Here is a 23050-nt window from a genome sequence, read left to right as displayed (position 1 = left end):
ACGCGCGTCAGTAGCGAATCTTGGGGTCGAGGAAGGCATAAGCCAGGTCGACCAGCAGATTGAGCAGCACGGCAATCACAGTCACCAGCACCACCAGGCCCAGCACCAGCGTGTAGTCGCGGTTGGCCGCGCCGTTGACGATGAGCTTGCCCAGGCCGGGCAGCGAAAAGATGGACTCGGTGACCACGGCGGAGGTGATGGAGGAGATGGTCAGCGGCCCCAGCAGCGTCACCACCGGCATCAAAGCCGGCTTCAAGGCGTGGCGGACGATGATGGTGCGCATCGGCAGGCCCTTGGCGCGCGCGGTGCGGATGAAGTTGCTGCCCAGCACCTCAATCAGGCTTCCGCGCATCACCCGGCCTATGGTGGCCACGTTGATGAAGGTCAGCAGCGCCACCGGCAGAATCATGTAGCGCGGATCGAAATCGTTCCAGCCGCCGGACGGCAGCCATTGCAGCGTAACGGCGAAGATCAGCACTAGCACCGGCCCGATGATGAAGGACGGGAAGGCGCTGCCCATATTGCTGATCAGCATCACCAGATAATCCACCACGCTGTTCTGACGCAAGGCGGCGACGATGCCTAGCGCCACGCCTATCACCAGCGAGATCAGGATGGCGCTGCCGCCAATGGCCGCCGACACCGGCAACGCCTTGGCCACCAGGTCGTTGACGCTCCAGTCCGAATAACGGAAGGAGGCGCCCAGATCGCCTTGCAGCAGGCTCTTCAGGTAGTACAGATATTGCTGCCACAGGGGCAGGTCGAGATGGTATTTGGCCTGCAAATTGGCCAATACCGCCTCGGAAACTTTGCGCTCCCCGTCAAAGGGGCCGCCAGGGGTCATGTGCAGCAGCAGATAACAGACGGTGATGACGGCCAACACGGTGGGGATCGTCAACAGTACGCGTCGTAAAGTGTAGGACCACATTGCAAATTACTCCGACTCGCCGCGCCCGACGCGAGCCGGCGCGATGCGCGGGCTGCGGACGGACCAACGGCGATTGACACCGACAGTCACGGGCGGGCGCCGTTTGCCACGGCCGCCCGCTCAACACATCGGGGTTGCCCCCGTTTTCAGATCAGAGCCAGACGCGCGTCCGCCCGCGCGCCTCCGGTCCCGCGCGGGACTGGAGGCGTTCAGGCGTCGGCGCGGGGCCGGCGATCAATGCTGGATGATGTAGAGTTCCTTGCTGCGGTAGCGATCCACCGGGTTCTTCAGCGAGTAGCCGCCCACATACGGTTTCACCAGGCGCGGCAGCGTGTACTGCAACACCGGGATCATCGGGTAGTCGTCCATCACCAGCTTGGTGGCCTGTGTCAGCAATTGGGTGCGCTTGGCCTGATCGGTGCTTTCATTGCCCTGCTTGATCAACTCTTCCGCTTTCTTGTTGCAGTTGAAGTTGTCGTTCTGGGTATTGCCGCACTGAACCAGCGCCAGGAAGGTGGTGGCGTCGTTATAGTCGGCCAGCCAGCCGTTGCGCGCCACCTGGTAGTCGCCGTCGTGGCGTTTCTTCAGGAAGACTTTGAACTCCATGTTTTCCATGGAGGTGTTGAAGCCCAGCTTGCTCTTCCACTCGGAGGCCACGAAGATGGCCATCTTCTTGTGGTAGTCGCTGGTGTTGTAAGACAGCTTGAGCGTGGTGCCCGGCTTGACGCCGGCCTGGGCCAGCAGCTTCTTGGCCTCGTCCACGCGCTTGGCCATCGGCCATTGCGCCCAGTCGTAGCTGGTGGGCAGGCCGCCGTGCACGCCCTTGACCATCACGCTGTAGGACGGCAGTTGGCCGTCGCCGGTGATTTTCTTGGCCATCAGATCGCGGTCCACCACCATGGACAGCGCCTTGCGCACGCGCACGTCCTTCAGCAGCGGATCCTTGTTGTTCAGGCTGTAATAGCGCAGGCCCAGGATAGTGGAAGTTTTCAGGTCCTTGGGCATGGAGCTCTTGAGCTTGTCGAAGCTGCCCGGCGGGATCTCATAGGTCATGTCGGTCTGGCCGGACTGATACAGCTTCTGATCCGCGTTCTGGTCTTCGATCGGCAGGAAGCTGACGCGGGTCAGTTGCACGTTCTTGGCGTTCCAGTACTGCGGGTTTTTCTCGATCACCACCTTGCTGTTGACTTGCCAGTCTTTCAGCACGAAGGGGCCGTTGCTGACCATCTTGCCCGGCTTGACCCAGTCTTTGCCGAACTTGTCGATCACCGCCTTGGGCGCGGGGCCCAGTTGGGCGTTGGACATCAGTTCCGGCAGGTAGGACACCGGGAAGGCGGTATCCACTTGCACGGTGTATTTGTCCAGGGCCTTGACGCCGATGGCGGTCACCGGCTTCTTGCCGGCCACGATGGCCTCGCCGTTTTGGAAGAAGATGCCGAAGGTGCCGGCGTAGGGAGCGGCCAGCTTGGGATCCACCAGCCGGCGGATGCCGTAGACGAAATCGTCGGCGGTGACGCCGCTGCCGTCGGACCATTTGGCGTTCTTGCGCAGCTTGAACACCCAGGTAGTGGGCGCGGTCTGTTTCCAGGATTCGGCCACGCCGGGCTGGAGCTTGCCTTCGTTGTCGGTGGCGGTCAGGCCTTCGAACAGGTCATGAGTAATGATGTTGGCGGGCACGCCCTCCACCACCATCGGGTCCAGCGATTCCGGTTCGGAGCCGTTGGAGCGCACCAGTTCCTGCTTGGCGGCCAGTTTGGTGCCCGGCGGCACGATGGCGGCCAGGGCCGCGCCGGAAGTCAAGGCCAACGCCACGGCGGCCGCGATTGTCTGTAGCGATTTCTTATCAGCCATCTCGCCTACTCTCCTAAGTATTGTCGATCCCGTCGATATCGCGGGACGATCAGAATCTTCACTCGATTGTATCCAGAGTGGTTGGCGGCCATTATGCGCTGAGGATTTTGAATACTTCAAGTGCTAAGCACGACGCCACGGCGAGCGATTTAACGTTTTAGTCGCAAATTGACTATCCTTGCCCGCATTAGCTGCCACAGCCTTCTGATTTCGCGATGTTTTTTCACTTTACTCGTCATGGCATTCTAAAAATTATTGGCTCTCATACACATTGCTCATGGCTAGGCAGAATAAGCCTATACAATTAATCCAAAGACATATCAACGTAATCTAATTTTCTGTTTGGCGGCTTTTTCCAAAATCATTAACGCTTTTGCGCTTGGCGAAAACGGAGGGGCTTGAGTAAGCTCGACCCGTCGCATGCCGCGCGCCGCGCCGGCTCCCCGGCCGCATCCCCTGGCGTCCAGACCGCGCCGCCAACGCATCTTACTGATCCGCAAGGCTTATTCAGCCCTATCATTCCAATGAGCGGACGGAGTCCGGCCCGGTCTCCCGGGCCGCGCGATCGGCGACGGAGGAACGCCCTGGAAACGCGGCCCGTCGCCGGACTCATGTCCGCGGCAAGCGGCGACGCCGACATGCGCCGACAGGTATCGATGGGACGACGCCTGGCATCCACACGGCGGGTTAGGCGCCCGCCCCAAGAGCGAGAATAAAAGATGAAGAAACGAGTCGTTGCAAGCGCTGCCGCGCTTGCTCTGGCTGCAACCGGTCTGGCCGGCTGGTATGGCTCCAGAACGACCGCGGCAGCAGCAAAAACCGCGGCGCGACCGCCGGTTGCCGTTGGCATCGCCAAAGTGGCGGCGGAGGACCTGCCGATAGAGCTGAACGCCACCGGCAATGTCACCGCCATTGAAAAGGTGGAGGTCAAGCCGCAGGTGTCCGGCGTGGTGGCCAAAGTCCATGTCAAGGAAGGCCAAAACGTGGTGCCGGGCCAATTGCTGTTCACGCTGGACGCGGCGGCGGAAACCGCCCAGTTGAAAAAGGCCCAGGCGCAGATGCTCAGCGATCAGGCGCAGCTGAAAAACGCCGAACGCGACCTGGCGCGCAGCCGCGACCTGCTGGTCAAGAACTTCGTTTCGCAAAGCGTGGTGGACGCCAATCAATCCAAGATGGACGCGCTCAGCGCCACCGTCGCCGCCGATCGCGCCCAGGTGGACGCGGCGCGGGTGGCGCTGGACTACAAGACGCTGCGCGCCTCCATCGGCGGGCGCATCGGCGTGATCGGCGTCTATCCGGGCACCCTGGTGCAGCCAGGCATGACCGCGGCGATGCTGACCATTACCCGCATTCATCCGATCAACGCCACCTTCACCCTGCCTGAACGCGAGCTGGGCGCGGTGCGCGCCGCCCAGACCGCCGGCAAACTGCTGGTGCGCGCCACGCTGCCGGACAGCGGCGACAAGGTGGACGGCAAACTGGTCTTCATCGACAGCGCGGTGGACAGCGCCAACGGCACGCTGACGCTGAAGGCCGAATTTTCCAATCAGGACGGCAAGCTGTGGCCGGGCCAGTTCGTCACCGTCTCGCTGGGCGCCGGCCGTTACCAGCAGGCCACCACCATCCCGGTGGCGGCGCTGCTGACCGGGCCGGACGGCAAATTCAGCTACGCGGTGCAGGCCGACGGCAGCGTCAAGCGCGTGTCGGTGGAACTGCTGGCCATCCATAAGGAAAGGGCCGTCGTCAAAGGGCTAAGCGTCGGCGAGGCCGTGGTGTCCAACGGGGGCCTCAATCTGCGCCCCGGCGACAAGGTGCGCGCGGCCGCGGCTGGCCCGGCCAGCGGAGGCCAGTGATGCAAATCTCCGAACTCTGCATCCGCCGTCCGGTGATGACGGTGCTGCTGTGCCTGTCGCTGGTGGTGGCCGGCCTGATCGCCTATCAAAAACTGCCGATCGCCGCGCTGCCCAGCTTCGACACCCCCACCATCAACGTCTCCGCCAGCCTGCCCGGCGCCAGCCCGGACAGCATGGCCTCCTCGGTGGCCGCGCCGCTGGAGAAGCAGTTTTCCACCATTCCCGGCATCGCGGTGATCAGCTCGTCCAGTACCCTGGGAAGTACCTCCATCACGCTGGAGTTCGACAACGACCGCAATATCGACCTGGCGGCGGTGGACGTACAGGCGGCGCTGCTGCGCGCGCAGCGCTCGCTGCCGACGGAAATGACCTCGATGCCGTCCTACCGCAAGGTCAACCCGGCGGATTCGCCTGTGCTGCTGCTGGCGCTCAATTCGCCGGCGATGTCGCTGTCCGATCTCAACGACTACGCCGAGAACTGGATCTCGCCCAATATCGCCACCCTCAAGGGCGTGGCCCAGGTCAACATCTTCGGCCAGAAGCGTTTCGCGGTGCGGATCAAGGCCGATCCGGGCAAGCTGGCCTCGCGCAATCTGACGCTGGACGACGTGGCCGCCAGCATCCGCGCCGCCAACGTCAACACCCCGGTGGGCACGCTGGAGGGCAAATCGCAGTTGATGACGGTGGAAGCCAACCGCCAGCTGCAAAACGCCGCCCAGTTCGCCAATCTGGTGATCGCCAGCCGCAACGGCCTGCCAGTGAGGCTGTCCGACGTGGCCTCGGTGGAAGACAGCGTGGAAAACCTCAAGACCGGCAGCTGGGTCAACGGCGAGCGCTCCATCGTGCTGGCGGTGATGCGCCAGAGCGACGCCAACACCGTGGCGGTGGTGGACGCCATCCGCAAGGAGCTGCCGCAGTTGCAGGCGCAGCTGCCCGGCTCGGTGCGGCTGAACCTGCTCAACGACCGCTCGCAGTCCATCCGCGAAGCCATTCACGACGTCAAGCTGACCCTGCTGCTCACCATCGCGCTGGTGATCATGGTGATCTTCATGTTCCTGCAGCGCATGGCGGCCACGGTGATTCCGGCGCTATCGCTGCCGATCTCGCTGATCGGCACCATAGGGCTGATGTATTGGCTGGGCTACAGCCTGGACAATATCTCGCTGCTGGGCATCACGCTGGCGGTGGGCCTGGTGGTGGACGACGCCATCGTGATGTTGGAAAACATCGTCCGTTACATCGAAGAGGGCTTGTCGCCGATGGAGGCGGCGCTGAGGGGCTCGCGTGAAATCGCCTTCACCATCGTGTCGATTTCGCTGTCGCTGGTGGCCATCTTCATCCCCATCTTCTTCATGCAGGGCGTGATTGGCCTGCTGTTCCACGAATTCGCCGTGGTGGTGTCGCTGGCGGTGCTGGTGTCTGCGGCGGTGTCGCTGACCCTGATCCCCCTGCTGTCCTCGCGCTTTCTCCGCGCCGATTCGGTTGGACACCAGGCCCGGCGCGGCCGGCTGGCCGCCGCGCTGGAGGGCGGTTTCGACGCGGTGCTGGCCGGCTATCGCCGCACGCTGGATCTGGCGCTCAAGCATCGCCGGCTGACCCTGGCCGGCGCGCTGTCCACCTTCGTACTGACCGCGCTGATGTTCAACGGCATTCCCAAGGGCTTCTTCCCCACCGAAGACACCGGCCAGATCATGGCCAGCACCGAGGCGGCGCAGGACATCTCCTACGACGCCATGCTCAAACTGCAGCAACGCGCCGCCGCCATCACCCAGGCCAACCCCAACGTCGCCTTCGCCACCTCATCGCTGTCCGGCGGCAACACCGGCCGCATGTTCATCCAGCTCAAGCCGCGCGGCGAACGCGCCAAGCTGGATCCGACGATGGAAAGCCTGCGCCGCGACCTGCGCGCGGTGCCTGGGCTCAGCGTCTACCTGAACCCGACGCAGAACCTGCGCCTGGGCGGCCGTCAGAGCAAGAGCCGCTACCAGTACACCTTGCAAGGCATACAGGCGGAGAGCCTGAACACCTGGTCCGACAAGCTCTTGCAGCGGATGCAAGTCGATCCCATCTTCCGCGACGTCACCAGCGACTCCCAGCTCAAGGGCCTGCAAGCCAAGCTGAACATAGACCGCGACAAGGCCAACCTGCTGGGCGTGGACATCCAGAGCATACGCAGCGCGCTGTACAGCGCCTTCGGCGAGCGGCAGATTTCCACCATCTACACCCCCAGCGACAACTATCAAGTGATCCTGCAGGCGGACGACCCGTTCAAGGTCAACGAGTTCGACCTCTCGCGGCTGCGGGTGCGCGCCGCCGACGGCCAACTGGTGCAGCTGTCCAGCATCGCCTCGGTGGAGCGCACCGTCGGCCCGATCTCGGTCAACCATCAGGGCCAGTTGCAGGCGGTGACGCTGTCCTTCAACCTGGCGCCCGGCATCCCGCTGAGCCAGGCGGACCAACACTTGCGCCAGCTCAAAGAGCGCATCGCCCTGCCCGCGTCCATCGCCACCAGCTACAGCGGCGACGCCGCCGCCTTCGAGGAAACCCAGGGCAGCCAAATCCTGCTGCTTGGCATCGCGGTGGCGGTGATCTACGTGCTGTTGGGGGTGCTGTACGAAAGCTATATCCACCCGCTGACCATTCTGTCCGGCCTGCCCTCCGCCGCCATCGGCGCGCTGGGCACGCTGATGCTGTTCGGCCAGGAACTGACGGTGATCGCCAGCATCGGCATCCTGATGCTGATCGGCATCGTCAAAAAGAACGCCATCATGATGATCGACTTCGCGCTGGAAGCGCAGCGCAAGCAGGGCATGTCGCCGGAGCAGGCCATCCACGCCGCCTGTCTGCTGCGTTTCCGGCCCATAATGATGACCACCTTGGCGGCCTTGATGGGCGCTTTGCCCATTGCGCTGGGCCTGGGCGCCGGCGCCGAGTTGCGGCAGCCCCTGGGCCTGGCGGTAGTGGGAGGCCTGGTGTTCTCACAGGTGGTCACGCTCTACATCACCCCGGTGCTCTATCTGTACTTCGACGCGCTGGCTCAACGCCACGCCGCCTGGCGGGAAAAACGGCGCGCGCTGCGCGCCTGACGCGACAAGGCCCGCGCCGGACTCCGGCGCGGGCCTTGCTCTAAAAATCTCGTGAGCAAGAGCGAGACAAGGCAACAACGAGCGAAAAAGCAGAATGTATAAGTGGTACATGAGCACTTTAAGCCGCGTCCTCCTTGCAATCCGCCTCTAGCCGGGCATAATGCAATCATTGCTATCAAACACAGGGAGGCAGGCCATGGCCAATCTGATCGTGCGCAATATCGACGATGAAGTCGCCGCGGAGCTCAAGCGTCGCGCGGCGGCCCACGGCGTCAGCGCCGAAGCCGAGCATCGCCGCATTCTGCGCAGCGCCTTGCTCGCCCAACCCAAACGCCGCAGCTTTGCCGAAGTCCTGGCCAATATGCCCGACGTGGGCGAAGACGCCGACTTCGAACGCAGCCGGGAATAGGCCGTGTATCTGGTGGACACCAATATCGTCAGCGAGGCTCGCAAAGGCGGCAAAGCCAATGCAGGCGTGCTCGCCTTCTGGCGATCGGCGGACGCGGACAGCCTCTATCTGTCCGCCATCAGCGTGGGGGAAATTCGCCGCGGCATAGAGAATCTCAAGCATCGCGGCGACCTCAAGCAGGCCGGCCTGCTGGAACAATGGCTGGACACCATCACCCAGGAATTTTCCCAACGCATTCTGAACTTCGATGCCGATTGCGCCCAGGTATGGGGCAAGTTGATGTCCCCTCATCCCCAGAACGCCGTCGACAAGCAAATCGCCGCCATCGCGCTGATCCACGACCTGACGATCGTGACCCGCAATAGCGGCGATTTTGCCGGCACCGGCGTCAAACTATTGAATCCGTTCAACCCGATCTAAAAAACTCAGCCCTGACGCAAACGCTTGAGCGCCTCCTCGGCGTCGCGCGGCGCGCGCTTATCCGGGCAGGCCAGGTCGCGCAGCGAACGGCGCAGCTTGTCGTCATGTTCGATCTTGCGCCACACCGCCTTGTTGGAGCGGATCCAGTTTTTATCGATGCTGTTGCCAAAAGCGTAGGCGCGGTAGCTGCCCTCATTGCACAGCAGGCCCTCGAAGCTCAAATTCTCCGCGCCGGCCGGGCTCTTCACCCGCACGATCATCCGCACCACGCCGTCCTCGCCCGCGCTCAGCGTCTTGGCGTCGACGAAATACTGGTTGGTCTGCAGATTATCTGTGCTCACGGCGATCCAGTCCGGTTGCGCCGGATACGGCGGCAACTGGTAATCGCCCTCCTGCCACGGCACCTCCGGCGCGAAATCGATGTTCTTCTTGATTTTGTTGTCGGCCAACGCCGGCTGCGCGGCGCAAAGGGCCAGCACGATGATGGCGGCAAAGGTCTTCAAATCACTACTCCTCGTTCAGCGCGCCGGGGCCGCGCTTGGCTGGCCCGGGCGCAAAGTGAAACGGCGACGGCCGGTTTCCCTGCCGGCCAAGCCCCAACTCAACTCCGAAAACTGCATATCGCCGCGCGCCGACACCGTCAGCAGCATGGACGCGCGGGTGCCGTAGTCGCGGCCTTTGATGAAGATGGGCGACAATACCCGCTCCAGCGCGGAGCCGATGCGGGTGTTCGGCAACTGTCCCGGCGGTGCCGGCGTGCCGTCGGACAGGGCGACGAAAGCCTGATCCTCGGTGGGCACGCGCTGAAACTCGCGCAAATATTCAGCCAGCCGCTCGCTCTTGAACCACGGCGTGTCCAGCGTGGCGTTGGACAAGGTGTGGATGCCCGGCGTCACCCGGGCGATCTGGCCGCCGCGGCTGTGGAAATGAAACAGGTCCGAGGTATAGCCGAACAGCAGGTTAAACGGCGCGTAGCGGCCTTGCTCGGCGCGCAGCCAATCGGCGAAGGCGAACGGATCCTCGTCGCCGGCGACGAAACGCTCCACCAGCTCCCCGCGCGAGCGTTCCGCTTTGACCGGATGGCCGTCGCGGATATTGGTCACCGCGGCAATGCGCCCTCGGCCGTCCACCATCAGCCAGCTGCCGCCGGACTCGGCGTCGCGGCCGCCCAGCGTATTCTGATATTGCGGCCACCAATCCAGCGGTTCGGTCGGACGCGCATAGTATTCGTCCCGGTTGGCCAGCAACACCAGCTGGCCCAGTCCGGGGGTCTTGTAGGCAAAAGCGATCACGCACATGATGAAGACCGATTTGAGGATGGCTTGGCGACTCGCGTAAACTTAGGGTTTAGGGAGCAGCCACGGACAGTTCCGACCAGGCCTGTATTCCGCTCAATGTCCGCCGCGCGTTGGCGATGCGGCCTCGAACGGATTCCAAGCGGCCGGGCTTCTCTCCATTGTAACTGATAAGGCTGAGGAAGCCGGACCATGAATTTCGACAAAACCATAGACCTCTCCGGCCTCAACTGCCCGCTGCCCATCCTGCGCGCCAAGAAGGCGCTGGCGGAAATGGACAGCGGCGCGGTGCTGGAGGTGATCGCCACGGACCCCGGCGCGCCCAAGGACTTCGAAGCCTTCTGCCGTCAGACCGGCAACGCGCTGTTGACCTCGGACACCACGGCGGAAGGCAAATTCCGCATGGTGCTGAAACGGAAATAACCCCGATGGCTCAGAGCCTGTTTACAAGCTCGCAAGCAAAGGCGAGACAGCGCGATAGCGGCTGAAGAAGCGGAATGTATACACAGTACATGAGCATTTTGAAGACGCACTCACCGTGCCACGTTTCACGACACGCAGCAACTTGTAAACAGGTTCTTTTTGGCCGCCGCCTTTTTCATCGCTACCCGCAGGCAAGACCATGACGCAAACCCTGACCCTGATCCGCCCCGATGACTGGCATCTTCACCTGCGCGACGGCGCGGCGCTGGCCGCCGTATTACCCGACACCTGTCGCCAGATGGGCCGCGCCATCATCATGCCCAATCTCAAGCCGCCGGTGACCACCGTGGACGCCGCGGCCGCCTACCGCGAGCGCATCCTGGCCGCGCGCCCGGCCGGCAGCCGCTTCGAGCCGCTGATGACGCTGTACCTGACCGACAACACCTCGCCGGCGGAAATCCGCAAGGCCAAGGCCAGCGGCTTCGTCCACGCGGTCAAGCTCTACCCGGCCGGCGCCACCACGAATTCGGACTTCGGCGTGTCCGACGTCAACAAAGCCATGCCGGCGCTGGAAACCATGGCCGAAACCGGCCTGCCGCTGCTGGTTCACGGCGAAGTCACCGACCCGGCCATCGACGTGTTCGACCGCGAGGCGGCCTTCATCGCGCAGGTGTTCCAACCCTTGCTGGCCAAACTGCCCTCGCTGCGCGTGGTGTTCGAACACATCACCACCCGCGACGCCGCCGAATACGTGGCCGCCGCGCCGGACAACGTCGCCGCCACCATCACCGCCCACCACCTGCTGATGAACCGCAATGCGCTGTTCGTCGGCGGCATCCGCCCGCATCATTATTGCCTGCCGGTGCTCAAGCGCGAGCTGCACCGCCAGGCGCTGCTCAAGGCCGCCACCAGCGGCTCCGCCAAGTTCTTCCTCGGCACCGACAGCGCGCCGCACGCGCGCCACGCCAAGGAGAGCAGCTGCGGCTGCGCCGGCATGTACACCGCCAACGCCGCCATCGAGCTGTACGCCGAGGCCTTCGAGGCGGCCGGCGCGCTGGACAAGCTGGAAGCCTTCGCCAGCCTCAACGGCCCGGCCTTCTACCGTCTGCCGGTCAACGCGGAGCGCGTGACCCTGGCCAAGCAAGCATGGACGGTGCCGGACGCGTTGCCCTACGACGGCGACGCGCTGGTGCCGCTGCGCGCCGGTGAAAGCATGGCCTGGAAACTGCTGGACTAAGAACCATGGCGAACAACACCTGGCCCCAGCGCCGGAGTGTTGTTCGCCATGCCGCCTCAATCATCGCGGGTCAGCACTTCCAACAGCTCGATCTCGAACAAGAGATTGGAATTGGGCTTGATGCGGGCACCGATCTGGCGCTCGCCGTAAGCCAGGCGCGCCGGCACGTACAGCCGGCGCTTGCCGCCCACCTTCATGCCCATCAACCCCTGGTCCCAGCCTTTGATCACGCGGCCGGTGCCGATCACACACTGGAACGGCCTTCCCTTCGCGTAGGACGAATCGAACTCGGTGCCGTCCTCCAGCCAGCCGGTGTACTGCGTGGTGATCAAGGCGCCCTTGACCACCTCCTTGCCTGCGCCCTCCACCAGATCGGTGATTTGCAGTTCATCGCTCATCTTGCTTCCTCGCCTTTTAATCCGCCGCGGATGATAGCCGACTCGCCCCGTCGCGACGAGCCCGACTCGCCGACCAGCGCCGTTGTCGCGCGTAAAACTTTTTCTACAAATACATTAATCATTAAATGCAATTCAAATACTGCAAGGGCAAACTTTCCCATTTGACATACATCATGACAAATCAGTAGGATGCAAACACTTGAGAACGGCTGGTCCAATACAAAATAGCCGTCGGAGAAATAGCAGGAGCCGTTGGGTCAACTCCCATGAGTACGCGTGACCGACGGGCCAGGAGAAACCCTATGTTGCTGGATTTGCCATGGCAGGACCTGAGCGCCATCTTTGCGGCGGTCACCATTGCTTACGTGATTTTCGGCGTGGCCGGTTTCGGCACCGCCCTGGTCGCCAGCCCGGTGCTGGCCATTTTCATCCCGGTATCCAAGATCGTGCCGTTGCTGGCGCTGATGGACATGTTCGCCGCCTTCAGCAATATCCTGCGCGACGGCCGCAAGGCGGACCTGGGCGAACTGAAACGCCTGATTCCGCTGATGGTGGCCGGCAGCCTGATCGGCGCCGCCATCTTGCTGAAAACACGGCCGGACGCGCTGCTGCTGGCTTTGGGCGTGTTTGTGGTGGCTTATTCTCTTTATTCGCTCAGCGGCCTCAGTCCCAAGCGGCAATTCCAGCCCCGCGCGGCGGTCCCCTTCGGCCTGGTGGGCGGCGTGTTCAGCGCGCTGTTCGGCAGCGGCGGCTTCATCTACGCCATTTACCTATCCGGCCGCATCGAACAAAAAGAACACTTGCGCATCACCCAAACCACGCTGATCGGCCTGAGCACCCTGACCCGGGTCGTGCTGTTCGCGCTGGCCGGCGTCTATATGGATGCCTCCCTGCTGCTGCTGGCGCTGATTCTGGCGCCGGCCATGCTGTGCGGGGTGTTTGCCGGCCGCCACATCACCCTGCGGCTGACACGTGAACAATTCATCCGGGTGATCAATACCGTCGTCCTGTTTTCCGGCATCGTCCTGCTAGGCCGTTACTTCAGCCACTGAGAATGTGTTTACGCTCTCGCAAGCCAAGGCGAGATCAGGTGAAAACCGCTGAGAAAGCGGAATGTACAGATGGTACACGAGCATTTCGAAGGGGTTTCCAACGCCGTATCGCCAATGCGCAGCGATCGTAAGCAGATGCTGAGCGGCCCCCACTACGCAATACCGCTGTAGCCATCCCCCGGTCGCGACCACGCGCGGCCGCGCTCATGGCGCCGATTCTCTCATCCCTGACGGGAGGGCCCGCTGTCGCCCGCAGTCCGGGAGTGTGTTTGCTGCTCTTACAATGATGAGGAGTGCCAAGTGAATCATGCTGCATTGAACGAAATGATGACGCCGGAAGAGTATCTGGCCAGCCTCAACGACGGCCGCGAAGTTTACATCTACGGCCAGAAGGTGGCGGACGTCAGCCGGCACCCGGCTTTCCGCAACAGCGCCTACTCGATGTCGCGGCTGTACGAGGCGCTGCACCACCCGGACAGCCAGGAGCTGATGACCGACATCGACCCGGAAGGCTATCGCACCCACCGCTATTTCATGCCCAGCCGCTCCTGTGAGGACTTGCTCAAGGCGCGCGACGCCATTGCCCACTGGTCGCGGCTGACTTATGGCTTCATGGGCCGCACCCCGGACTACAAGGCCGGTTTCACCGCCACGCTGAAATCCGACCCCCATCTGTACGCGCCATTCCACGACAACGCGCTGAACTGGTATCGCCAGAGCGCGCGCAAGGTGCTGTTCCTCAACCATGTGCTGGTGAACCCGCCGGCGGGCCGCGCCCGCGCCGCCTCGGAGATGCGTGATCTTTACCTGCACGTGGAGAAGGAAACCGACGCCGGCATCATCGTGCGCGGCGCCAAGATGGTGGCCACCAGCGCCGCCATCTCCAACGCCACCTTCGTCGCCCAGAACAGCGCCGCCCAATACCAGCCCGGCGGCGAGGAGGACTTCGCGCTCTGCTTCATCCTGCCGATGAACGCGCCCAACCTCAAAATCATCTGCCGCCGCTCCTACGAAGCCTCGGCGCTCAGCCCATTCGACAATCCGCTGTCCAGCCGCTTCGACGAAAACGACTCGGTGCTGATCTTCGACGGCGTGTTCGTGCCCTGGGAAAACGTGCTGATCTACCGCGATATCGAGCGCGCGCGCAGCTTCTATTCCGCCTCCGGTTTCCTCAACCGCTACCCGCTGCAATCCGGCACCCGGCTGGCGGTCAAGATGGACTTCATCTGCGGCCTGCTGGCCAAGGTGCTGGAATCCAACGGCAGCGACGGCTTCCGCGGCGTGCGCGCCCGGTTGGCGGACATCGTGGCGCTGCGCAACCTGATGTGGTCGCTGACCGAATCGCTGTGCCACAACCCGGAACCGCGCCGCGACGGCTCGGTGGTGCCGCGGCTGGAAGCCGCCGCCACGGTGCGCTATTTCGGCACCCAGATGATGTCCCAGCTCAAACCGGTGTTCAACACCATACTCGGCGGCTCGCCCATCATGCAGGTGTCCAGCTGGCTGGACCTGGCCAATCCGGAGCTCAAGGACCTGATCGGCTGCTACTTCCAGGGCACCGACCAGGAGGCGGTGGACCGGCTCAAGCTGATCAAGCTGCTGTGGGACGCGCTGGGCAGCGAGTTCGGCGGACGCCACGAGTTGTACGAGCACAATTACGCCGGCAACAACGAGCAAGTGCGGCTGGACATGCTGCGCCACTGCGAGAGCAGCGGCGTGCTGGAGCAATGCCGCGCGCTGGTGGACGACTGCATGGCCGACTACACGACGGACGGCTGGGCGCGTCCGGGCTGGCAGTTCGACGGCGCTTGCCGCGACCGCGTTTGAACCGGACCGGAAAGGAGGCAAGCATGCTGTACGCAGGCAAATGGGACCGCGCCGGTCTGGATTACCAGGCCTTGAAGAACCAATGGCATGTGGTGGCGCGCGCCGACGAAGTCAGCGCCGAACGCCCCAAGGCGGTGCGGCTGCTGGGCGAGGAACTGGTGCTGTGGCGCGACGGCGCCGGCCAGATCCACGCCTGGAAAGATTATTGCGGCCATCGCGGCGCCAAGCTCTCGCTGGGCTGCGTCAAAAAGGGCGAGATCGAATGCCCGTACCACGGCTGGCGCTTCGACGCCGGCGGCCAGTGCACGCGGGTGCCGGCCCACCCGGATCAGGCCACGCCCTCGTCCGCGCGGCTGATCTTCCGCCACCACGCGGCCGAACGCTACGGCCTGATCTGGGCCAGCCTGGACGCGCCGCAGCGGCCGCTGCCGGTGTTCCCGGAATGGGAAGACGACAGCTTCCGCAAGGTTTTCGCCGGCCCCTACCGCTATCTGGGCAACGCCTTGCGCTCGGTGGAAAACTTTCTCGACGCCTCGCACTTCCCCTTCGTCCACGCCAATCTCAACGGAGACCCGGACGCGCCGGAACCGCTGCCGGACTACAAGGTGTTCAAGGACGAACACGGGCTGCGCACCTCGGAAATCTCGGTGTTCCAGCCCTACGGCGACCACCGCGGCATTCCGGTCACCGCGCGCTACACCTACTCGGTGTTCAACCCCACCACCGCCTACTTCGTCAAGAAGACCGGCGACACCGAACGCTTCTGCACTTTCCTCAACGCCACCCCGGTGGACGAGGCCGAGTGCGTGATCTGGCTGATCGTCGCCATCAACTTCGGCGCCGACTTGAGCGAGGAAAAAATCCTCTACCGCCAGGACATGGTGTTCGAGCAGGACCGGCTGATCGTGGAATCGCAGCGACCGGCGCGGCTGCCGCTGGACATCCAGCAGGAAATGCACGTTCGCAGCGACCGGCTGGGCATCGAATACCGGCGCTGGATCAAGGAACTGGGCCTGCGCGCCGACGCGCCAAACCACGCCGAGCCGCGCGCCGCGGCCTTGCTGAACTGACAGGGAGCAAGCGATGGATGCATTTGAACCCCGCCGCCTCCAGCTGGCCGAGCGCGAATCGAACGCACGCACCTACGCGCGCGGCATAGACCGCGTGATCAGCCGCGGCGAGCTGGCCCGAGTCTACGACAGCGAAGGCCGCGAATACCTGGACTGCCTGGCCTGCGCCGGCGCGCTGCCGCTGGGCCACAACCATCCCTTCGTCCAACAGCGGGTGGCTGCTTTTCTGCAATCCGGCCAGCTGCAGCAGGCGCTGGACATCGCCACCCCGGCCAAGCTCGCCTTTGTCGAACAGCTATATCAGGCGCTGCCCGCCGGCTTCGCCGAACACGCCAAGGTGCAGTTCTGCGGCCCATCCGGCTCCGACGCGGTGGAAGCCGCGCTCAAGCTGTTCAAGACCGCCACCGGCCGACGCCCGGTGCTGGCCTTCCAGGGCGCCTACCACGGCATGACCATGGGCGCGCTGGGCATGATGGGCAACCTGGGGCCGAAACAGGCGGTCAGCGGCTACCCGGCGGAAATCCAGTTCCTGCCGTTTCCCTACGCTTACCGCAGCCCCTTCGGCGCAGACGCCGCCGAGACCGAGCGGCTGTCGCTGGCCTATTTGGAAAACCTGCTGTCCGACCCGGAAAGCGGCGTCGGCAAACCGGCCATGCTGCTGGTGGAGCCCATTCAGGGCGAAGGCGGCTGCATCCCGGCCAGCGCCGGCTGGCTGCGCGGCTTGCGCGAAATCACTGCGCGCCACGACGTGCCGCTGGTAATGGACGAGGTGCAAACCGGCTTTGGCCGCAGCGGCGACATGTTCGCCCATGAATGGGCCGGCATCGTGCCGGACGCCGTCGTCCTCTCCAAGGCGGTGGGCGGCGGCTACCCGCTGGCCCTGGTGGCCTACCACCAGAAATACGACAGCTGGGCGCCCGGCGCCCACGCCGGCACCTTCCGCGGCAACCAGATCGCCCTGGTCAGCGGCGCGGCCACGCTGGAATACCTGCGCCGGCCCGGCGTGCTGGAGCAAGTGCGGGAGGTGGGCCAACTACTGCGCCAGAGGCTGCAAGCGCTGCAAACGCGCTTCTCCTGCATCGGCGAAGTGCGCGGCCGCGGCCTGATGCTGGGCGTGGAGCTGATAGACCCCAACGGCGCGCCGGACACGCTGGGCCACCCGCCGGCCAACGGCTTGCTGGCCAAGGCGCTCAAGCGCGCCTGCCTGGAACACGGCCTGATCCTGGAGAGCGGCGGCCGTCACGGCGCGGTGATGCGGCTGCTGCCGCCGCTGATCATCAGCGCCGACGACGCGGAAGAAATCGTCCGTCGTTTTGAAACCGCGCTGACCAGCCTGTGGCCCGCCGCCCCGGCCGCCGCGCACGCACCGGCCGCCATGGCCTTCTAAACCTGGAGCGACAACATGACGCACACCGTACACGACATCATCGGCATCGGCTTCGGCCCCGCCAACATCGCGCTGGCCATCGCGCTGGAAGAACTGGCGCCGCAGCTGTCCGTGCGCTTCCTGGAACGGCGTCCCTCCGCCGTCTGGCAGCCCGGCATGCTGCTGGAAGGCTCGGACATCCAGAACCACCCGCTGCGCGACCTGGTCACCCCGCGCAACCCGCGCAGCCGCTACACCTTCACCAACTTCCTGCACGAGCACAACCGGCTCTATCAGCACCTGAACCTGCCGCTGCACTACCCGCTGCGGCTGGAGTACGCGCAATACGTCAGTTGGGTCGCAGGCTGCTTCCAGCACCAGGTGGAATACCAGCGCGAAGTCGTCGACATCCTGCCGGTCAACGACAGCGACGGCGCGCTCAACCATTACCGCGTGCTGTGCGCCGACGGCCGCGAGTACCTAGCGCTCAGCGTGGTGTTGGCGCCGGGCCGCACCCCCAACATTCCGGAACCGTTCCAGCGCGCGCCGGACCCGCGCGTGGTCCACCTCAACCACTACCTGCCGGCGCTGGAACAATTGAAAGCCAAAGGCGGCGGCCGGGTGGCGGTGATAGGCGGCAGCCAGAGCGCGGTGGAAATCCTGCTGCACGCCAGTTCCGAGCCGGCGCTGACGCGCGTGGTCGGCGTCACCCGCAACTTCGGCTACCGCCAGAAAGACACCAGCCCCTTCTCCGACGAGGTCTATTTCCCCGCCTTCGTCGACGCCTTCTTCTCCGCCAGCCCGGAACACAAGGCCAGGCTGCGTCAGGAGCTGGTATTCACCAATTACTCGGCCGCCGACATCGACGTGCTCAACCAGCTCTACGTCAAACAATACGCCAACCGGCTGCAGGACAAGGACAGCCTGGCCCTGCTCACCTGCATGGAAGCCGAGGCCTGCGAACCCGGCGCCGACGGCGTCACCCTGCGGCTGCGCCACTTCCTGGGCGGCGACGCGATCAGCGAAACCGTGGACCTGGTGGTGCTGGCCACCGGCTTCCTCGACCTGGGCCGCGGCCCCAAGCGCGAGCCCTGGCCGCGCGTGCTGGAAACGCTGTCGCCGCAGCTGTGCGCCGAGCGCGACACCGTGGACATCGCGCTGGACTACCGCGTGCGGCTGCGCGGCGAGGCCGACCGCGGCGCGCCGCTGTACCTGAACGGCCTGTGCGAATCCTCTCACGGCATGGGCGACGCCGGCTCCTTCAGCCTGCTGGCGCTGCGCTCGCAAGCCATCGTGCAATCGCTGACGGAACGGCTGGAACAAGGATCGCGACATGACGGCGTCCGCGCTTGACGCTCTGCTGGGCGCCGCCACCGGCTGGCAGGCGCGCGCGCCGCGGCTGCTGGCGGCCAAGGCCGACGCGCTGCCGGTCAGTTGCGAACTGGCGGTGATAGGCGCCGGCCTCACCGGACTGTCGGCGGCGCTGGCCGCCGCCGAAGCCGGCTGCTCGGTGGTGGTGCTAGAGGCCGACGCCGTCGGCGGCGGTGCCACCGGGCGCAACTCCGGTTTCGTGGTGCCGGTGCCGGCGCGCTGCGGCCCGCCGGAGCTGCGCGCCTGGCTGGGCCCGCAGGCCGAGGGCTATCTGGCCGGTCTAAGCGAAGCCGCAGCCGAACTGCTGGCGCTGCCGGAAGCCAGCCCGGTCCGCAAAGGCTGGATGCAATTGTTCTCCGCCCCCGGCTCCGCGCAGGCCTCCGCCCTGGCCTGGCGACGGCTGGGCGTGCGCGCCCGCGCGCTGGACGCCGAACAGGCGCAAGCCCTGAGCGCCGCCTCCGGCTATCACGGCGGCCTGCTGTTCGAGGACGGCGGCCAGATCGACCCGCTGGCGCTGGCGCGCGGCCTGGCCGAACGCTGCCGCCAACGCGGCGTGATCCTGCTGGAACGCTGTCCGGCCAAGCTGGTGGAACGGGAAAGCAGAGACGGCATGCACGTGATCCGCACCCTGCGCGGCAGCCTGCGCGCCAGCCGCGTGCTCATGGCCGGCAACGCCTACAGCCGCGACGGCGTCGCCGCCGTCGCCCGCCACAGCGTGCCGCTGACGCTGGCGCTCGGGCAGTTCGAACTGAGCGCGGAACAACAGGCGCGGGTGCTACCCGCCGACATCCCCTTTTCCGACAATCGCCGCGACATGTGGTTTTTCCGCAAAATGCCGGAAGGCCAATTGCTGACCGGCCTGTTCGCGCTGAGGCCAGACGCCGAAACGGAACAGTACGCCGCCGCCTTGCGCCAACGCGTCCGCGCCGTCTTCGGCCTGGAGCTCGACGCCGCCCCGCGGCTATGGGCCGGACAAGTCGGCCTCACTCCGTCCGGCCTGCCCAGCCTGCGGCGCGTCGGCGACGGCGTTCTGGCCTGGACCGGCTGCAACGGCCGCGGCCTGGCGCTGTCCTTCATGCTGGGCCGAACCCTGGCGCGCCAACTGATCGGCGCCGGCCCGGCCCTATTGCCGTTCAATCCGCGTCCGCTGCGCGGCCGCGCGCTGCTAAAGTGGATGACCGAAGCGGTCATCGCCCACGACCGGCGCCGGCGCGCCCGGCTCACGCCGGCCGAACCTCGCTCGCAAAAGGAAGCTACCCCGTGAGTTCATGCGCCTTCCATTACCAGGAATACTGCTGTAGCCGCCCCGAGCTGATAGACCGGATGATAGCCCGCTACCCGCTGGCGCTGATCAGCAGCGAACACCAGGGCCGGCACCACGCCAGCCACATCCCGCTGTTCCGCGTCGCCGACCGCAACCTGTTCGGCCACGTCGACCGCCGCAACCCCCAATTCCAGGGCCGTGGCCGCTTTCCCGCGCGCCTGGTGTTCATGGGTCCGCAAAGCTATATCCCGCCGGAGGCCTACCGCAGCCGCTTGCTGCCCACCTGGAATTACATTGCGGTGCACATGGACGCCGAGATCGAAATCCTCGACGACCTGGAATCGGCCCGCCGCGCGCTGCGCGACACTTGCGAGCGGCTGCAGCCGCCCCAAGCGCCGTTCCAGTACGACGCCGCAGATCCCCGAGTCATCGCCAACGCGCCGCACATCCTCGGCCTGCGCGTTCATGTGCTGCGCGAGGAAGGCCGCTTCAAGCTGTCGCAGGACAAGACCCCGGCAGACCAGCAGGCGGCGCTGGATCATCTGCTGCGCCGCGACGAAGCCGCGGAGCGCGCGCTGCTGGAAGAACTGCTGCGCTTCGCCGAAACCGCGGAGCCGGCGCATGGCTGAGCCCTCCGCGCTGGCCCGGCGCTTCATCGACAGAGGCGTCGCGCTGGACCCCGGCCAGCGCCGCGCCGCCGACGCGCTGGACGCGCTGCGCCTCCAAGCGCGGACCGCCCCCGCCTGGCCGCTGCGCCGGCCGCCGCCGCAAACCGGCGCCTATCTGTGGGGCGAACCCGGCCGCGGCAAAACCATGCTGATGGATGGACTGTTCGCCTTGTCCACTGCGCCGGCGCAACGCATCCATTACCACCAGTTCCTGCGCGACCTGCACCGCGGCCTGGCCCAGTCCGGCGGCGAGCAAGCCAACTACCTGCCCGCGCTGGCGCGGCGCGTGGCCGCGCAAAGCCGCTTGTTCTGCCTGGACGAATTCCATCTGCACGACATCGCCGACGCCATCCTGATGGAGCGCTTCCTGACCGTGCTGCTGGAAGAACGGGTGCTGGTGATCCTGACCTCCAACTACGCGCCGGAGCAACTGCTGCCGGACCCGCAACTGCACCGCTACGCGCTGCGCGTCATCGCGCTGATCCAGCGCCACATGCAGGTGTTGCACCTGGACGGCGAGCGAGACTACCGCTACCGCGAAGCCGCCGCCGGCGAACACTATCTGCACCCTTGCGGCGCGGAAGCCGAACAGCGCCTGCGCCGGCTGCTGCAAGAGCAGGGCCGGGCCGTGGGTCCCGCCGCCGCCGTCTCGCTGTCCGGCCGGCCGCTGCCCGCTCGGGCGCAAAGCCCGGACTGCGTCTGGTTCGACTTCGAAACCATCTGCCTGGGCCCGCGCTCGCATCTGGATTACCTGGAGATGTCGGAACGCTGGCACACCGTCATCGTCTCCGACATCGCCCAGGCGCAGTTGAACAAGGCGGACGGCCTGCGCCGCTTCATCTGGCTGGTGGACGTGCTCTACGACCGCCGCCAGCGCCTGCTGCTGATTTCCGAACGCCCCATCGAAACCATGCTGCGCGAAGTCACGCTGTCCGCGGACACCCACCGCACGCTGAGCCGGCTCGCCGAAATGCAATCCGCCTCCTTCGCCGCCGCCGCCCCCATCGAAATGAGCCCGCTATGCCAATAGTCAGAATCGAAGACGCCGCCGCGCGCACGCCGGCCCAGCGCCAAGCCATCGTCCACTGCGTCTACGACGCGCTGCGCGCCGTGTTCGGCGTCAGCGACGAAGAGCTGCAGGCGCGCTACCAGCGCTTCGCGCCGGAAGATCTGCTGCCGCCGGGCGGCGACCCGGACTACCTGCACATCGAGATCACCGTCTTCGCCGGCCGCAAACCGGAGACCAAGAAAAAACTCTACGCCAAGCTGGCCGCCGACCTGGCCGCGCTGCTGGACATCCCGCCCGCCTCGGTGCTGATCCTGCTGCGCGAAGAGCCGGCCGAAAACTGGGGCATGCGCGGCGGCCAGGCCGCCAGCGAAATCGATTTCGGCTACGCCATCGCCGTCTGATGAGCCAGGACCCGCAGGCCCTGCGCCAAACGCTGGGCAGCTTCGCCACCGGCGTCGCCGTCGCCTCGGGACTAGAGCCTCAAGCAAGAGCGAGACAAGGCGAAAACGCGCGCAAGCGCGCACCGTTCACGCAGGAACGCCACGGCGCGCCGCTGATCGGCGCGGCCAGTACCATCAAACCCATCCCCTAGCCACTCTGGAACCGCAAACATGACGCAAAACAGCAAACACGTCCTGCGCAGCCTGATAGCAAGCCGCTCCGGCCTGCTGGTGCCCGGCGCCTACAACGCGCTGAGCGCTCGCATCGTTGAAGACCTCGGCTTCGGCGCGCTTTACCTGACCGGCGCCGGCCTGACCAATATGCAGCTGGGCCTGCCCGATCTGGGCTTCGTCGGCCTGAAAGAAGTGGCGGACCAGGTGTCCGCCATCCGCGACGCGGTGTCCATCCCCATCATCGTCGATGCCGACACCGGCTTCGGCAACGCGCTCAATGTGCGCCGAACCGTGCGCGTGCTGGAACGCGCCGGCGCCGACGCCATCCAGCTGGAAGATCAGGTACTCCCCAAGAAATGCGGCCATTTCGCCGGCCAAAACCTGATCAGCGCCGCCGAGATGTGCGGCAAGCTGCAGGCGGCCGCGGAGGCGCGCCAGGATGAAAACCTGCTGATCATCGCCCGCACCGACGCCTGCGCGGTGGACGGCATAGACGCCGCCATCGAACGTGCCGGCCGCTACGCCGAGGCCGGCGCCGATGTGCTGTTCATCGAAGCGGTGCGCGAACTGGACGACATCCGCCGCCTGCCGGCGCTGTTCGACCGCCCCCTGTTGATGAATATCGTCATCGGCGGCAAAACCCCGGCGCTGAGCGCCGCCGATCTGAAGGAACTGGGCTACGGTCTGGTACTTTACGCCAACGCCGCGCTGCAAGGCGCGGTGCTGGGCATGCAGCGGGCGCTGGGCGCGCTCTCCCGCGACGGCATCCTGCAGGAAGACCCGCAACTGGTGACCCCGTTCGCCGAACGTCAGCGCCTGGTCAACAAGCCGCTCTACGACGAACTGGACGCGCGCTACGGCGCGGCCGGGCGGGATTGAACGCGATCTGGCCGCGACGAAGGGCGGCCC

23 protein-coding genes are annotated in these 23050 nt (G+C 65.3%); 17 read left to right on the top strand and 6 right to left on the bottom strand.

Going from position 1 to position 23050, the window contains the following annotated elements; translation table 11 throughout:
- Positions 1 to 7: 7 nt before the first annotated feature.
- Both oppB and MOV80_RS13345 read right to left on the bottom strand, forming a co-directional pair.
- The gene (gene oppB / locus MOV80_RS13350) at positions 8 to 928 is read right to left on the bottom strand and encodes an oligopeptide ABC transporter permease OppB (RefSeq protein ID WP_043589643.1); all 921 of its coding nucleotides are present in this window, start codon (positions 926 to 928) and stop codon (positions 8 to 10) included.
- A gap of 234 nt (positions 929 to 1162) precedes the next feature.
- On the bottom strand, positions 1163 to 2779 hold the full coding sequence (locus tag MOV80_RS13345; protein ID WP_043589641.1) for a peptide ABC transporter substrate-binding protein: 1617 nt from the start codon (positions 2777 to 2779) through the stop codon (positions 1163 to 1165).
- A 719-nt stretch (positions 2780 to 3498) separates the two neighbouring features.
- Between MOV80_RS13345 and MOV80_RS13340 the strand changes: the two genes are divergently transcribed.
- The 4 genes from MOV80_RS13340 to MOV80_RS13325 all read left to right on the top strand — a co-directional run bounded on the left by MOV80_RS13340 (position 3499) and on the right by MOV80_RS13325 (position 8547).
- Positions 3499 to 4632, top strand: coding sequence for an efflux RND transporter periplasmic adaptor subunit (locus MOV80_RS13340; protein WP_043589639.1), 1134 nt, complete (start codon positions 3499 to 3501; stop codon positions 4630 to 4632).
- Positions 4632 to 7718 (top strand): efflux RND transporter permease subunit, encoded by a 3087-nt coding sequence (locus tag MOV80_RS13335; protein ID WP_081575944.1) that lies wholly within the window; start codon positions 4632 to 4634, stop codon positions 7716 to 7718. Before MOV80_RS13340 ends, MOV80_RS13335 begins: the two co-directional genes overlap by 1 nt.
- Positions 7719 to 7914: 196 nt before the next feature.
- The gene (locus tag MOV80_RS13330; protein ID WP_019103136.1) at positions 7915 to 8127 is read left to right on the top strand and encodes a hypothetical protein; all 213 of its coding nucleotides are present in this window, start codon (positions 7915 to 7917) and stop codon (positions 8125 to 8127) included.
- A gap of 3 nt (positions 8128 to 8130) precedes the next feature.
- Positions 8131 to 8547 carry a type II toxin-antitoxin system VapC family toxin gene (locus MOV80_RS13325; protein WP_019103135.1) on the top strand — a complete coding sequence of 139 codons (417 nt, stop codon included), beginning with the start codon at positions 8131 to 8133 and terminating at the stop codon, positions 8545 to 8547.
- Between the two features lie 5 nt (positions 8548 to 8552).
- Here MOV80_RS13325 and MOV80_RS13320 read toward each other — a convergent pair whose 3' ends face one another.
- Positions 8553 to 9050 carry a CNP1-like family protein gene (locus MOV80_RS13320; RefSeq protein WP_019103134.1) on the bottom strand — a complete coding sequence of 166 codons (498 nt, stop codon included), beginning with the start codon at positions 9048 to 9050 and terminating at the stop codon, positions 8553 to 8555.
- A gap of 15 nt (positions 9051 to 9065) precedes the next feature.
- Positions 9066 to 9845 carry an NRDE family protein gene (locus tag MOV80_RS13315; protein ID WP_019103133.1) on the bottom strand — a complete coding sequence of 260 codons (780 nt, stop codon included), beginning with the start codon at positions 9843 to 9845 and terminating at the stop codon, positions 9066 to 9068.
- A gap of 189 nt (positions 9846 to 10034) precedes the next feature.
- On the opposite strand from MOV80_RS13315, the gene MOV80_RS13310 reads away from it, so the two are divergent.
- Positions 10035 to 10265: a sulfurtransferase TusA family protein gene (locus MOV80_RS13310; protein WP_043589636.1), complete on the top strand. Its 231-nt coding sequence runs from the start codon at positions 10035 to 10037 to the stop codon at positions 10263 to 10265.
- Between the two features lie 199 nt (positions 10266 to 10464).
- Complete coding sequence (gene pyrC / locus MOV80_RS13305) at positions 10465 to 11502, top strand: dihydroorotase (protein ID WP_161524381.1); 1038 nt, start codon at positions 10465 to 10467, stop codon at positions 11500 to 11502.
- 56 nt (positions 11503 to 11558) lie between these two features.
- On the opposite strand, the gene MOV80_RS13300 is transcribed toward pyrC, so the two are convergent.
- Together MOV80_RS13300 and MOV80_RS13295 are read right to left on the bottom strand one after the other, a co-directional pair.
- Positions 11559 to 11900, bottom strand: a complete 342-nt coding sequence (locus MOV80_RS13300; RefSeq protein ID WP_019101760.1) for an FKBP-type peptidyl-prolyl cis-trans isomerase — start codon at positions 11898 to 11900, stop codon at positions 11559 to 11561.
- A complete protein-coding gene (locus MOV80_RS13295; protein WP_161524382.1) occupies positions 11897 to 12061 on the bottom strand; it encodes a hypothetical protein in 165 nt (54 codons plus the stop codon). Before MOV80_RS13295 ends, MOV80_RS13300 begins: the two co-directional genes overlap by 4 nt.
- Positions 12062 to 12202: 141 nt before the next feature.
- On the opposite strand from MOV80_RS13295, the gene MOV80_RS13290 reads away from it, so the two are divergent.
- The 11 genes from MOV80_RS13290 to MOV80_RS13240 all read left to right on the top strand — a co-directional run bounded on the left by MOV80_RS13290 (position 12203) and on the right by MOV80_RS13240 (position 23020).
- Positions 12203 to 12952, top strand: coding sequence for a sulfite exporter TauE/SafE family protein (locus tag MOV80_RS13290; protein WP_043589632.1), 750 nt, complete (start codon positions 12203 to 12205; stop codon positions 12950 to 12952).
- Between the two features lie 300 nt (positions 12953 to 13252).
- Positions 13253 to 14779: a 4-hydroxyphenylacetate 3-hydroxylase N-terminal domain-containing protein gene (locus MOV80_RS13285; RefSeq protein WP_205422961.1), complete on the top strand. Its 1527-nt coding sequence runs from the start codon at positions 13253 to 13255 to the stop codon at positions 14777 to 14779.
- Positions 14780 to 14802: 23 nt separating this feature from the next.
- A complete protein-coding gene (locus MOV80_RS13280) occupies positions 14803 to 15849 on the top strand; it encodes an aromatic ring-hydroxylating dioxygenase subunit alpha (protein WP_249605208.1) in 1047 nt (348 codons plus the stop codon).
- 13 nt (positions 15850 to 15862) lie between these two features.
- On the top strand, positions 15863 to 17236 hold the full coding sequence (locus MOV80_RS13275; protein WP_019099912.1) for a diaminobutyrate--2-oxoglutarate transaminase family protein: 1374 nt from the start codon (positions 15863 to 15865) through the stop codon (positions 17234 to 17236).
- A 15-nt stretch (positions 17237 to 17251) separates the two neighbouring features.
- Positions 17252 to 18568 (top strand): SidA/IucD/PvdA family monooxygenase, encoded by a 1317-nt coding sequence (locus MOV80_RS13270; RefSeq protein WP_107732068.1) that lies wholly within the window; start codon positions 17252 to 17254, stop codon positions 18566 to 18568.
- Positions 18549 to 19850, top strand: a complete 1302-nt coding sequence (locus tag MOV80_RS13265; RefSeq protein ID WP_249605207.1) for an FAD-dependent oxidoreductase — start codon at positions 18549 to 18551, stop codon at positions 19848 to 19850. The genes MOV80_RS13270 and MOV80_RS13265 overlap by 20 nt, the downstream gene beginning before the upstream one ends.
- Positions 19847 to 20479: an FMN-binding negative transcriptional regulator gene (locus MOV80_RS13260; RefSeq protein ID WP_162897145.1), complete on the top strand. Its 633-nt coding sequence runs from the start codon at positions 19847 to 19849 to the stop codon at positions 20477 to 20479. Before MOV80_RS13265 ends, MOV80_RS13260 begins: the two co-directional genes overlap by 4 nt.
- The gene (zapE, locus tag MOV80_RS13255) at positions 20472 to 21548 is read left to right on the top strand and encodes a cell division protein ZapE (protein WP_162897146.1); all 1077 of its coding nucleotides are present in this window, start codon (positions 20472 to 20474) and stop codon (positions 21546 to 21548) included. Before MOV80_RS13260 ends, zapE begins: the two co-directional genes overlap by 8 nt.
- The gene (locus MOV80_RS13250; protein WP_118268410.1) at positions 21539 to 21928 is read left to right on the top strand and encodes a tautomerase family protein; all 390 of its coding nucleotides are present in this window, start codon (positions 21539 to 21541) and stop codon (positions 21926 to 21928) included. The genes zapE and MOV80_RS13250 overlap by 10 nt, the downstream gene beginning before the upstream one ends.
- Complete coding sequence (locus tag MOV80_RS13245; protein ID WP_118268411.1) at positions 21928 to 22119, top strand: hypothetical protein; 192 nt, start codon at positions 21928 to 21930, stop codon at positions 22117 to 22119. Before MOV80_RS13250 ends, MOV80_RS13245 begins: the two co-directional genes overlap by 1 nt.
- A 19-nt stretch (positions 22120 to 22138) precedes the next feature.
- Entirely contained in the window at positions 22139 to 23020 is an 882-nt protein-coding gene (locus MOV80_RS13240) for an oxaloacetate decarboxylase (protein WP_019104516.1), read from the top strand.
- Positions 23021 to 23050: the final 30 nt, after the last annotated feature.

It is taken from the genome of Chromobacterium sp. IRSSSOUMB001 (assembly GCF_023507765.1).
GTDB lineage: Bacteria > Pseudomonadota > Gammaproteobacteria > Burkholderiales > Chromobacteriaceae > Chromobacterium > Chromobacterium haemolyticum.
Note: the sequence above shows the minus strand (reverse complement) of the source record. Positions and strands in the feature narration are given on the sequence as shown.

Excerpts from the sequence above, each read along its gene's own strand:
- oppB (WP_043589643.1), bottom strand. The coding sequence starts at position 928 with ATGTGGTCCTACACTTTACGACGCGTACTGTTGACGATCCCCACCGTG.
- MOV80_RS13270 (WP_107732068.1), top strand. The coding sequence starts at position 17,252 with ATGACGCACACCGTACACGACATCATCGGCATCGGCTTCGGCCCCGCC.
- MOV80_RS13335 (WP_081575944.1), top strand. The coding sequence starts at position 4,632 with ATGCAAATCTCCGAACTCTGCATCCGCCGTCCGGTGATGACGGTGCTG.
- MOV80_RS13300 (WP_019101760.1), bottom strand. The coding sequence starts at position 11,900 with ATGAGCGATGAACTGCAAATCACCGATCTGGTGGAGGGCGCAGGCAAG.
- MOV80_RS13275 (WP_019099912.1), top strand. The coding sequence starts at position 15,863 with ATGGATGCATTTGAACCCCGCCGCCTCCAGCTGGCCGAGCGCGAATCG.
- MOV80_RS13265 (WP_249605207.1), top strand. The coding sequence starts at position 18,549 with ATGACGGCGTCCGCGCTTGACGCTCTGCTGGGCGCCGCCACCGGCTGG.
- MOV80_RS13295 (WP_161524382.1), bottom strand. The coding sequence starts at position 12,061 with ATGGGAAAGTTTGCCCTTGCAGTATTTGAATTGCATTTAATGATTAAT.
- MOV80_RS13280 (WP_249605208.1), top strand. The coding sequence starts at position 14,803 with ATGCTGTACGCAGGCAAATGGGACCGCGCCGGTCTGGATTACCAGGCC.
- MOV80_RS13250 (WP_118268410.1), top strand. The coding sequence starts at position 21,539 with ATGCCAATAGTCAGAATCGAAGACGCCGCCGCGCGCACGCCGGCCCAG.
- pyrC (WP_161524381.1), top strand. The coding sequence starts at position 10,465 with ATGACGCAAACCCTGACCCTGATCCGCCCCGATGACTGGCATCTTCAC.
- MOV80_RS13290 (WP_043589632.1), top strand. The coding sequence starts at position 12,203 with ATGTTGCTGGATTTGCCATGGCAGGACCTGAGCGCCATCTTTGCGGCG.
- MOV80_RS13240 (WP_019104516.1), top strand. The coding sequence starts at position 22,139 with ATGACGCAAAACAGCAAACACGTCCTGCGCAGCCTGATAGCAAGCCGC.
- MOV80_RS13340 (WP_043589639.1), top strand. The coding sequence starts at position 3,499 with ATGAAGAAACGAGTCGTTGCAAGCGCTGCCGCGCTTGCTCTGGCTGCA.
- zapE (WP_162897146.1), top strand. The coding sequence starts at position 20,472 with ATGGCTGAGCCCTCCGCGCTGGCCCGGCGCTTCATCGACAGAGGCGTC.
- MOV80_RS13330 (WP_019103136.1), top strand. The coding sequence starts at position 7,915 with ATGGCCAATCTGATCGTGCGCAATATCGACGATGAAGTCGCCGCGGAG.
- MOV80_RS13315 (WP_019103133.1), bottom strand. The coding sequence starts at position 9,845 with ATGTGCGTGATCGCTTTTGCCTACAAGACCCCCGGACTGGGCCAGCTG.
- MOV80_RS13345 (WP_043589641.1), bottom strand. The coding sequence starts at position 2,779 with ATGGCTGATAAGAAATCGCTACAGACAATCGCGGCCGCCGTGGCGTTG.
- MOV80_RS13310 (WP_043589636.1), top strand. The coding sequence starts at position 10,035 with ATGAATTTCGACAAAACCATAGACCTCTCCGGCCTCAACTGCCCGCTG.
- MOV80_RS13245 (WP_118268411.1), top strand. The coding sequence starts at position 21,928 with ATGAGCCAGGACCCGCAGGCCCTGCGCCAAACGCTGGGCAGCTTCGCC.